Origin of the sequence: Acinetobacter sp. Brlt_5 (genome assembly GCF_051949055.1) — a bacterium.
GTDB lineage: Bacteria > Pseudomonadota > Gammaproteobacteria > Pseudomonadales > Moraxellaceae > Acinetobacter > Acinetobacter indicus.
This window is the reverse complement of sequence record NZ_JAYJLP010000024.1, coordinates 20,823-30,086: the sequence shown is the minus strand read 5'-3', so window position 1 is coordinate 30,086 and position 9,264 is coordinate 20,823. Positions and strand designations below refer to the sequence as shown.

The window sequence follows — 9,264 nt, the reverse complement described above, 5'->3', positions numbered from 1 at the left end:
ATCTTGAAGCTGCGCTTGTTCTTCTGAGGTAATCAAGCCATCTTCTTGCGCCTGATTTAATAGATCTTCTGCAGCCTGTTGAGCCTCTTCTGCTGCAATCACTAGTTGTTCTGCAGCTGTAGAATCTACTGGTGTATTTGATGATGCACTATCAGAATCTGAACCTACCGCAGCAATAGTCGCTCCTGCAGCTACAGCTCCAGTGACCCAAGGCATCAGGGCAGCAAGTGTATCAGCGTATAACAGTGGACTAATCGTTTCGATAAAATGATATTTAATTGTAGGAAGGATCTCGCCAGCAGCATTTGCGAACTCTGCCCAATACAGCTGCTCTCCATTATCAAAAACAATATGATGGCTATCTAATGGGTCATCAAAATAGCTTTCGATCACTACCTTTTCGCCATTTTTCAGGTTCACTATTGCTGCATTTCCCTCTCGAGTAATACTCGCCACATCCTCAATTGCTGTATCAATCTTGACAACAGAGTTTTCAGATAAAGTAACCGTATTCGTATCAGCAGACAGCAATAACTGCTGTGTCTCTTTCGAAGTAACCGCTATATTTGGCATACCCTCTTCCTTTTTTATGATCGTATCTTTATGTAAAGTTAGGTTTTGAAATTATTATTCTTCTTAGCAAGAGTTGGCATTTTTATCTAGTTTATACTCAGAACATACTGATTAATATTTCTTATCAAAATACTCGGATTTAAAAACTAAAATTTAGAATGTGATAAGCATTTGTTTTAATTATTTTTTTAAAACGAGACATAATTATCAATTAAACCAAACAAATGCAAAATTACCATCACTTTTATTTATTTATTTTAATCACATCACATAAATTAACTTATTGTATTGAAAATGTTAAAAATTATACAGCAAATACACACAATTACAAACAAGATAAATATAAATAAAAAAAGTTACATTAATTCTTTTTAAGTATTTGAAGATTATTAAAAAACAAAAAAGACGCGATACGCGTCTTTTTATAAAAATTCTGAATCTTTAAGCCGGAATACGTAACACCTGTCCAGGGAAAATATCATCCGCATCTTTTAACAAAGGACGGTTGGCTTCAAAGATTTTATTGTACTGATTGGCATCACCATAAAATTCTTTTGAGATTTTAGACAGGGTATCGCCTGATTTAACTGTATAGAATTTACTTTCTGGTTCAGGTGTTGCCACGGTCATCTGATCATCCACTTGCGCAACATGATCAATATTGCCCACCGCCAGTACAATTTTCTCACGATCAGCCTGGCTTTGTACCTGTCCTTTAATCGTGGCTAAATCGGTCTTGCCATTATAGTTCACAGAAAGGCCCGTAATTGGCAAGCCTAAAGATTTAATATGTCCCAATAATTTATTGGCCATTTCCTGTGCAGACGGTTCTGCTGGCGCCGCCGGTGCAGCCGGTTGTTGCTCTGCCGGGGCAGTATTTTTCTTACCAATACCTTTTACAAAATCAAAAAGTCCCATTGTTATTCTCCAGCTTTTATTTGATGCAATTGATTTTTATCAATCATTTGGAATTGCGTGCTTTCTTTTTATAACGAAAAAATACACAGGAGAGCGTTGCGCTTGGTTAGATAAAAGTAAGCTTATGTAATTTCGGCCTGCCATAAAAAAACCACCCAAAAGGGTGGTTTTTCTTAGCATCTGCTAAAAATCTTTAATTAACCAAGTTTTTTAGTCACATAGTCAATTGCAGATTGAACAGTTGTAATTTCGTTTGAATCTTCATCGGGAATTGTGATGTCGAAATCATTTTCGAAAGACATTACAAGTTCAACCAGGTCCAGAGAGTCTGCACCTAAGTCATCCATGAAAGATGCTTCGTTTTTAATCTCTTCAGCTTTAAGACCAAGTTGTTCAGCAACCGCTTGTTTAACGCGTTGTTCGATATCGCTCACAGGAATTCTCCTCATTGCTTGTGGCGTTTTTAATGCCGTTAGTTTAATTGAATCTATAAGTTTTTGAAAGTTTATACATGAGCTTAATTCATGTATAAACCACCATTTACATGTAACACTGTACCAGTGATGTAACTTGCTTTGTCAGAAGCCAAGAAACTCACTGCATTGGCGATATCTTGTGGATCACCTAAACGGTTTAATGCCACTTGCTCACTCATTTTTTTGCGAATTTCTTCACTTAACTGTTCGGTCATTTCTGTTGCAATAAAACCGGGTGCAACAGAGTTGACTGTAATTTGACGGCTGCCCATTTCCTTGGCCAGGCTGCGGCTAAATGCCTCAATCCCTGCTTTGGCCGCAGAGTAGTTGGCCTGTCCCGGATTGGCAAAGTGTGCCACCACTGAACTAATATTAATAATGCGACCGAAACGCGCTTTGGTCATGCCTTTCAGTACACGTTTAGACAAACGGTAAACGGCTTTCAGATGGATGTTGAGGATATCATCCCAGTCATCTTCAGACATACGCAGTAACAAATTATCTTTGGTAATACCAGCGTTGTTCACCAAGACCAGTACCGGACCATAGTTTTGTTCGATGTCCGAAATGAGCGCATCAATTGCCTCGCCATTACGAACATCCAGGACTTTACCCGCACCCTGTTCACCAAAGCCTGTGCTTAGTTTTTCTGCACCTGCTTCAGAAGTTGCTGTCCCAACCACAAAATAACCGTCTTGAATAAGCTGCTGAGCGATGGCTGCACCAATCCCTCGGCTTGCACCTGTCACCAATGCGACTTTGCGTTCTTGTGTCATGCAATTTTCCCTTCAGCCACTAAAATGGCATTTAAGGCATCCTCCAGACGACTGTTACTGTCAATCGGGAATGCTTTTTCTATGTGAGGTAAGCGTTTTGCAAGGTTCGCCAATACGTTTCCTGGACCACATTCAACAATGTACTGAATGCCCTGGTCTTGCAGGTACTGCATGGTGTTTGTCCATTGCACAGACTGATACAATTGAGCAGTCAAAGCCTGACGCAATTGAGCAACATCAGTTGCTACAGCTGCGCCCACATTTTGTATTACAGGAATGCTTGGTAGCTCAATGGCAGTTTGTTCCAAAGCTTGTGCGAACTGTTCTGCAGCCGGTTTCATCAGTGAACAGTGCGATGGCACTGACACCGGAAGCGCAATAGCTTTGGCTGAATTTTCTTTGGCGAGTGCGATGACTGCATCTACCGCTGCTTTATCACCAGCAACTACCACCTGACCTTGGGCATTGTAGTTGGCTGCTTCAACTGAACCGGTGCCTTGTGCGGTAGCTTGCGCACACAGTTCAATCACTTTGGCATCTCCCAGACCCAAAATGGCCGCCATAGCACCCTGGCCTTGTGGCACAGCCGACTGCATGAGTTTGCCACGCAGATTGACCAGCTTCACGGCATCACCCAGTGATAACGCACCAGCCGCTACCAGCGCGCTGTATTCGCCCAGAGAGTGGCCAGCCAGATATTTGGGTGCTACACCACCCAGCTCCAGCCAGACACGCCACAATGCAATACTGGCGGTCAATAAAACCGGCTGGGTAAATTCTGTTTGATCTAAACCTTCACCACTTTGCGCAATGTGCCATAAATCAAAACCGATTGCGGCCGATGCTTCCGCAAAAGTTTCACGCACACCAGCAAACTGTTCTGCAAGTTCTGCCAGCATGCCGACTTTTTGTGAACCTTGTCCAGGAAACACAAATGCAGTTTTTGTCGCTTGCTCGAATCGTGTAGCAGACATATAAAAATCCTTTCGTGTAGAGCTGTTTTAAACAGGGTACGCCCCTTCAACAGTTCTTTTTTATGTAAGCTGATCGTTGGTGCGAAAATTTAACACTATTTTTCGGGCGAAGTAATTGCGAAAAACAACAAAAAAAGGGAGCTTACGCTCCCATTTTTTCCACTAAGCTTGACGCTTAATGCTTGTCAACAATTATTCAGCATCAGCTGCTTTAGCGAATAATTGACGACCACGGTAGATACCATCTTTAGATACATGGTGACGACGATGAGTTTCACCAGTAGCTTGGTCTACAGTTAATGCATTCTCGGTTAAAGCGTCATGTGAACGGCGCATGTCACGGCGAGAGCGACTTTTACGGTTTTGCTGAACGGCCATGATGGCTCCTTACAAAGATCGAAAAAATGGATCAGAACAAATTCAGTTGTCTTAACGCAAAATTATAACATAATTTTTAGTTAAGTTTACCCTTCAAACTTGCCAAAACATCAAACGGATTATCCCGTTTTTCTTCGACATCGTTCTGAACGGCAGGTTGATGCTTGTGTTCGCAAGCGTCATGCTTAGGCGACAAAGGCAGCAACAATAACAGTTCATCTTCTATAAGTGCGAGTAAATCAGCCGTCGCCGGTGAATCATAATCACCTTTGCTGGTTGCTTCACTTTCACCCAGAACAATGAAATCAGCATCCTCATCCAAGCGCTCTATCAGTGACTCATCATCTACAAGCGCTAAATGGAAGTCTAAAACAAGGTCAATTTCCACAGTATCCAGACAGCGCTGGCATTCCATTGGAACTTGTGTTTCAACGTGACCATCTAGCCATGCAATGCGATGATAGGCATCCATTGATAGCTTACAGTCTATGTTAATCAATTGATCATCAATTGATCCAACAGCTTCACGAGCAATACGAGCAAAGCGAGACAATGGCAGGGTACCTGACCATGTAAAGCCCTGTTCAGCCCATTTAAACGGCTCAATCTGTGCCGGAAAGGTATTTGCTGACATAATTAAGGCGGCAATTCTACAAATTCATCAGTACTCTGTCAAAGATTAAGATACAATTTTGTACTTATTTAGACAGACCAATTGGGTAAATTAAGTCATGCATCTGTTGCAGCCGCAAACAGAAGTGAATGTTTCATCACTCGTTAGCACACTTTCAACGCTCGATTCTGACATTTCACCTGACCAAGTGCAACTCTCGGACTGGTTGAAATTATCGACAGAATCAGAATACGTCGATTGGCTCATCTTACACTTTAATCACTGGTTTTCCCACCACAATGTCAACCTGGTGCGTGGTGATTTTGAACCGGAGTATTTTCCCGTCACCGCAGACACCCCTGCTCGCATCCAGTTTGCGCATGGTTTCTTTAACAGTGCCCTGCATGAAATCAGTCACTGGACCATTGCCGGTGAGGAACGCCGTAAACAGCCCGATTTAGGCTACTGGTATGCTCCGGATGGCCGCACGGCTGAGCAGCAGGCCCTGTTTGAGCAGGTCGAAATCAAGCCGCAAGCCATTGAATGGATGTTTGCCACTGCATTTGGACGCAAATTCCGGGTTTCTTTAGATAACCTGACCGGTGAAGGCGGCGATGGTGCCTGCTTTAAAGACAATGTTTATGCCCAGGTACAGCGTTATTTTCGTGGTGAAGCCAAACTGCCACGCGATGCCAAACGCTTTATTGACTGTATCTGTTTATGTACCCGGCATGGCAAAAGCTTACATAGCGATGAATTTGCAAGAGAAATGCTTGATTAAATTACATAAATCAACGCTCTGGATATACAGAGCTTTGTACAATGGTCTGAAAAGCGAATCATCATCAGATCAGGAGAAAAGAATATGCTGCATTTAAGAGTTCATCCTGAAAATCCTCAGCCCCGTTTAATTAGCCAGGCAGTAGAACGGATTCGTGCCGGCGATGTGGTGGTCTATCCTACCGATGCAGCCTATGCCATTGGCTGCCAGATTGGGAATAAAGCAGCCATGGAACGGATTGCCCAGATTCGTGGTCTTGGTCCTAAACATCAATATGCAATTTTATGTTGTGACCTGTCCGATATTGCCACTTATGCCAAGGTCGATAATGCCATGTATCGCCTGCTGAAAAACAATACCCCGGCAGTGACCACTTTTATTTTACCGGCCACCAGTGAAGTGCCGCGCCGTCTGATGCACCCGAAAAAGAAAACCATTGGCCTGCGTATTCCGAGCAATCCGGTTTGCCAAATGTTACTGAAAGAGCTGGATGAACCGCTCTTGACCTCCACCCTGATTTTACCGGGGCAGGATGATCCACTGGATGATCCTTATGATATTGAAATGCAACTTGGTAAACGTATTGATGTGTTTATTGATAGTGGCCTGGGGACTTTAACCACCACCAGTATTGTCGATTTATCTGGTGATCAGCCGGAAATTATCCGTCGTGGTATTGGTGATGTGAGTGCGTTTGAATAACGGCGCTCAGCGCCACCTCAGGAGGAAACGGTATGGATTTATTTTATCTGTTGCTCAACCTTCGCGAGTTTCCCAAAAGCCAGCTAATCTATGCGACCCAACCCTGGTCTCTGGAAGCTGAGGCTCTGCTGCTGGATGCAATGCCCAACCCGGCTGTCGTGTTCTCTATCGAACAACAGGCATATCATCTGCTGTCGAGTGTTGAAGAGGCCTATATCCTGTCCTTAAGATTAGGCCGCCAGAACCTGTGCAGCCGTGAAATGTGTCAGCAACTGCTGGAACAGCTTGAGCAGTCCGCTTTATCACGTGTTTGATCTGAGGTGAGTTTTTCTTGCTAAAACCCTTATCTGTATGCGCTTTTAGGCCATATCTTCTACTGTATTGAACGTGATTTTTCCTGCTTTTTCGCTGCAGAATTGCCATCTACTTTTGCTTTTTTTCGCTTTTAGTCATTTGGGTAATTTATTTCATGGTCAATTTCCATTAAACTACGCGCAATTAACTCCATGCTTTCTTTTCGATGTGAGATCGAATGTAAAGCTCTTATCATGCCTTTGAAAATTCGCGTGGCCTAAAACTGTAATGAATCAATCTGTGCATCCTGCTATGGACCAAGTCCCGCACATCCGCGTTTTGGATGAGTGGCAAGAGACGATTCCTGAGGATTTATATATTCCTCCTGCAGCATTTGAAATCCTGTTAGAGCATTTCGAAGGCCCGCTCGACTTTCTGATTTACCTGATTCAAAAAAACGGCTTTGACCTGCTACAGGTTGATATCGCACCGATTGCCTCTCAATATTTGGCCTATATGGATGCGATGAAATCCCTGAATATTGAGCTGACCGCAGATTATATGGTGATGGCTGCCCTGCTGGCCGATTTAAAATCGCGTTTGCTGCTGCCGAAACCAAAAGCCATCAGCGAGCTGGAAAAAGATCCAAAGCAGGAACTGATTGACCGGCTGGAAAATTATTTACGGATTAAACAGGCGGCTGAACGTCTGGGGCAAATGCCGGTGTTAGAGCGTGATACCTTTAATACCCATGTCAGTCTGGGCCAAGTGGCGTATAGCAATGAGGGTCATGAGGCCAGCCTGTTACGTGATGCGCTATTTTGTGTATTTAACCGCCCTGAACCGGTGATTCACCAGATTCAGCAGGAACCGGTGTTACTGGAAGAACGGATTGCCTATATTGAAGCAAAGCTGCAAAGCGGTGAAGTGCTAGCGTTTGCCGAGCTACTCAAGCCGAGCCAGGGCCGTATGGGCATGGTCGTGACCTTTATGGCGATTCTGGAACTGACCCGTCAGCAAAAAGTGGCAATTGTTGCCAGTGGTGTCGAAGCACCGCTGGCCATTCAGGGAGCACAGGCCTAATGTCAGAGCAAACCCTTAACATGTCCAGTGATGAACAGCATCATGAAGTGCTGATGCAGCTAGAAGCCATTATTTTTGCCAGTGATGCACCGGTATCGCTGGCACGTCTGAAAGAAGCATTTCAGGCACGCTATAGTAAGGCAGAATTAAAAGTCTTTTTACAACAACTGGCCATGCTGCAACATGGCCGGTCTATTGAACTGGTTGAAACTGCGCAAGGTTTCCGTTTTCAGGTACGGGCCAAATATCGTACCCTGATTGCACAGGCCTGGCCGGAACGACCAACCCGTTTATCCCCGTCTTTACTCGAAACACTGGCTGTGATTGCTTACCATCAACCGGTGACCCGAGCAGATATTGAACAGATTCGCGGAGTATCAAACAACAGTCAGATTCTCAGAACGTTGTTTGACTGGAACTGGATTAAGGAATCCGGTTTCCGGGAACTCCCTGGAAGACCCGCGTTGTTAGTCACAACGCCACAATTTTTAAATGCATTTGGCCTGACCTCTGTCGGTCAATTGCCTCCCCTGCAGGATGCCAAGGAAGCTTTCATGCACCTCGATGCCCAGGCACCGAGATCGTGAATAGGTGAACTGTTGATGATAATTTCTAAGGTTATGCTGTCATGAGTGAAAAATTGCAAAAGGTACTGGCACGCGTTGGTTTGGGTTCTCGCCGTTATATGGAAGAAGTCATTGCCGCTGGTCGTGTAAGTGTCAATGGCCAAGTGGCCCAGGTGGGTGAGCGTATTGAACCAGACGATGAGCTTCGTATCGATGGTCGTAAAGTCAGCTTCCAGATTGAAGATGAAATCCGTCGCCGTGTGCTGATTTACTACAAACCGGAAGGTGAAATCTGTTCACGTAACGATCCGGAACAACGCCCGACCGTATTTGATCATTTACCATCAATCGCCAATGATCGCTGGGTCATGGTCGGCCGTCTGGATATCAACTCGACCGGTCTGTTACTGTTCACCAATGATGGCGAACTGGCAAACCGCCTGATGCATCCATCCAATGAAATTGAGCGTGAATATGCGGTCCGTGTAATGGGTGAAGTCACGCCACAAATCCGTAACAACATGCTGCGTGGTGTGGTACTGGATGATGGCCCGGCCAAGTTTGAATCCTTCTCTGAAATTGGTGGTGATGGTATCAACCGCTGGTATCAGGTGGTGGTAAAAGAAGGTCGTAACCGCGAAGTACGTCGTATTTTCGAATCTCAGGGCTTAAAAGTTAGCCGCCTGCTACGTACCCGTTATGGTACCGTGATTCTGCCACGTGAACTGCGTACTGGCCGCTGGATGGAACTGGACAAGAATGACATCGACAACCTGACCAAAGCGGTTGAGCTGAAACCACGTCAGGGAACCGGTCTGTACGGTATGGCTAAACGCCGTAATGAACGTATGCAGGAAAAACCGATGGCAGCGCGTCGCGGTGGTTTCTTGCGTCAGCAGCGCCGTGACAATGAAGCAGCGCCAACGTCTTCAACCCGCGGCCCGCGTGATGATAACTTTGGCAATCGTGAACGTCGTGAAAACCAGAATGGCACACACTTTGCCCGCCGTGATAACCCAAATGGCAACAGCTTTGGCCGTCAAGAGCGTGATGAACATGCGCCACGCAAACCATTTGGCAACAAAAGCTTTAGAAAGTTTTAAGCTGCCTAGCAAAAAGCCACTCAATTG

Annotated in this window: 13 protein-coding genes; 6 read left to right on the top strand and 7 right to left on the bottom strand. The window is 44.8% G+C overall.

Translation table 11 applies throughout. From position 1 onward, the window contains the following. From VF685_RS13100 to VF685_RS13070, 7 genes are all read right to left on the bottom strand, one after another. Positions 1–573: BapA/Bap/LapF family prefix-like domain-containing protein (locus VF685_RS13100; RefSeq protein WP_440203666.1), on the bottom strand; the 573-nt coding region annotated here is incomplete at its 3' end. 441 nt (positions 574–1,014) lie between these two features. After that, positions 1,015–1,491, bottom strand: a complete 477-nt coding sequence (lysM, locus tag VF685_RS13095; protein ID WP_005175989.1) for a peptidoglycan-binding protein LysM — start codon at positions 1,489–1,491, stop codon at positions 1,015–1,017. 197 nt (positions 1,492–1,688) lie between these two features. Then, the gene (gene acpP / locus VF685_RS13090) at positions 1,689–1,925 is read right to left on the bottom strand and encodes an acyl carrier protein (protein ID WP_001279871.1); all 237 of its coding nucleotides are present in this window, start codon (positions 1,923–1,925) and stop codon (positions 1,689–1,691) included. Between the two features lie 83 nt (positions 1,926–2,008). After that, positions 2,009–2,743, bottom strand: coding sequence for a 3-oxoacyl-ACP reductase FabG (fabG, locus tag VF685_RS13085; protein ID WP_045796367.1), 735 nt, complete (start codon positions 2,741–2,743; stop codon positions 2,009–2,011). Continuing rightward, entirely contained in the window at positions 2,740–3,717 is a 978-nt protein-coding gene (fabD, locus tag VF685_RS13080) for an ACP S-malonyltransferase (RefSeq protein ID WP_163142659.1), read from the bottom strand. Before fabD ends, fabG begins: the two co-directional genes overlap by 4 nt. A gap of 192 nt (positions 3,718–3,909) precedes the next feature. After that, a complete protein-coding gene (rpmF, locus tag VF685_RS13075; protein ID WP_005175977.1) occupies positions 3,910–4,095 on the bottom strand; it encodes a 50S ribosomal protein L32 in 186 nt (61 codons plus the stop codon). Between the two features lie 76 nt (positions 4,096–4,171). Continuing rightward, entirely contained in the window at positions 4,172–4,729 is a 558-nt protein-coding gene (locus VF685_RS13070; RefSeq protein ID WP_005175975.1) for a YceD family protein, read from the bottom strand. Between the two features lie 97 nt (positions 4,730–4,826). Here VF685_RS13070 and VF685_RS13065 point away from each other — a divergent pair, with 97 nt between their 5' ends. The 6 genes from VF685_RS13065 to rluB all read left to right on the top strand — a co-directional run bounded on the left by VF685_RS13065 (position 4,827) and on the right by rluB (position 9,237). Beyond that, a complete protein-coding gene (locus VF685_RS13065; RefSeq protein ID WP_168396987.1) occupies positions 4,827–5,489 on the top strand; it encodes an elongation factor P hydroxylase in 663 nt (220 codons plus the stop codon). An 84-nt stretch (positions 5,490–5,573) separates the two neighbouring features. Continuing rightward, positions 5,574–6,191, top strand: coding sequence for an L-threonylcarbamoyladenylate synthase (locus VF685_RS13060; RefSeq protein ID WP_016659869.1), 618 nt, complete (start codon positions 5,574–5,576; stop codon positions 6,189–6,191). 32 nt (positions 6,192–6,223) lie between these two features. Then, positions 6,224–6,505, top strand: coding sequence for a hypothetical protein (locus tag VF685_RS13055; protein ID WP_286426409.1), 282 nt, complete (start codon positions 6,224–6,226; stop codon positions 6,503–6,505). 268 nt (positions 6,506–6,773) lie between these two features. Then, entirely contained in the window at positions 6,774–7,568 is a 795-nt protein-coding gene (locus VF685_RS13050; protein WP_016659867.1) for a segregation and condensation protein A, read from the top strand. A gap of 20 nt (positions 7,569–7,588) precedes the next feature. Beyond that, complete coding sequence (gene scpB, locus VF685_RS13045) at positions 7,589–8,155, top strand: SMC-Scp complex subunit ScpB (RefSeq protein WP_370459243.1); 567 nt, start codon at positions 7,589–7,591, stop codon at positions 8,153–8,155. Between the two features lie 41 nt (positions 8,156–8,196). After that, positions 8,197–9,237 (top strand): 23S rRNA pseudouridine(2605) synthase RluB, encoded by a 1,041-nt coding sequence (gene rluB, locus VF685_RS13040; RefSeq protein ID WP_127798709.1) that lies wholly within the window; start codon positions 8,197–8,199, stop codon positions 9,235–9,237. The last annotated feature ends 27 nt before the right edge of the window (positions 9,238–9,264 follow it).

Excerpts from the sequence above, each read along its gene's own strand:
- lysM (WP_005175989.1), bottom strand. The coding sequence starts at position 1,491 with ATGGGACTTTTTGATTTTGTAAAAGGTATTGGTAAGAAAAATACTGCC.
- fabG (WP_045796367.1), bottom strand. The coding sequence starts at position 2,743 with ATGACACAAGAACGCAAAGTCGCATTGGTGACAGGTGCAAGCCGAGGG.
- fabD (WP_163142659.1), bottom strand. The coding sequence starts at position 3,717 with ATGTCTGCTACACGATTCGAGCAAGCGACAAAAACTGCATTTGTGTTT.
- rpmF (WP_005175977.1), bottom strand. The coding sequence starts at position 4,095 with ATGGCCGTTCAGCAAAACCGTAAAAGTCGCTCTCGCCGTGACATGCGC.
- VF685_RS13070 (WP_005175975.1), bottom strand. The coding sequence starts at position 4,729 with ATGTCAGCAAATACCTTTCCGGCACAGATTGAGCCGTTTAAATGGGCT.
- VF685_RS13065 (WP_168396987.1), top strand. The coding sequence starts at position 4,827 with ATGCATCTGTTGCAGCCGCAAACAGAAGTGAATGTTTCATCACTCGTT.
- VF685_RS13060 (WP_016659869.1), top strand. The coding sequence starts at position 5,574 with ATGCTGCATTTAAGAGTTCATCCTGAAAATCCTCAGCCCCGTTTAATT.
- VF685_RS13055 (WP_286426409.1), top strand. The coding sequence starts at position 6,224 with ATGGATTTATTTTATCTGTTGCTCAACCTTCGCGAGTTTCCCAAAAGC.
- VF685_RS13050 (WP_016659867.1), top strand. The coding sequence starts at position 6,774 with ATGAATCAATCTGTGCATCCTGCTATGGACCAAGTCCCGCACATCCGC.
- scpB (WP_370459243.1), top strand. The coding sequence starts at position 7,589 with ATGTCCAGTGATGAACAGCATCATGAAGTGCTGATGCAGCTAGAAGCC.
- rluB (WP_127798709.1), top strand. The coding sequence starts at position 8,197 with ATGAGTGAAAAATTGCAAAAGGTACTGGCACGCGTTGGTTTGGGTTCT.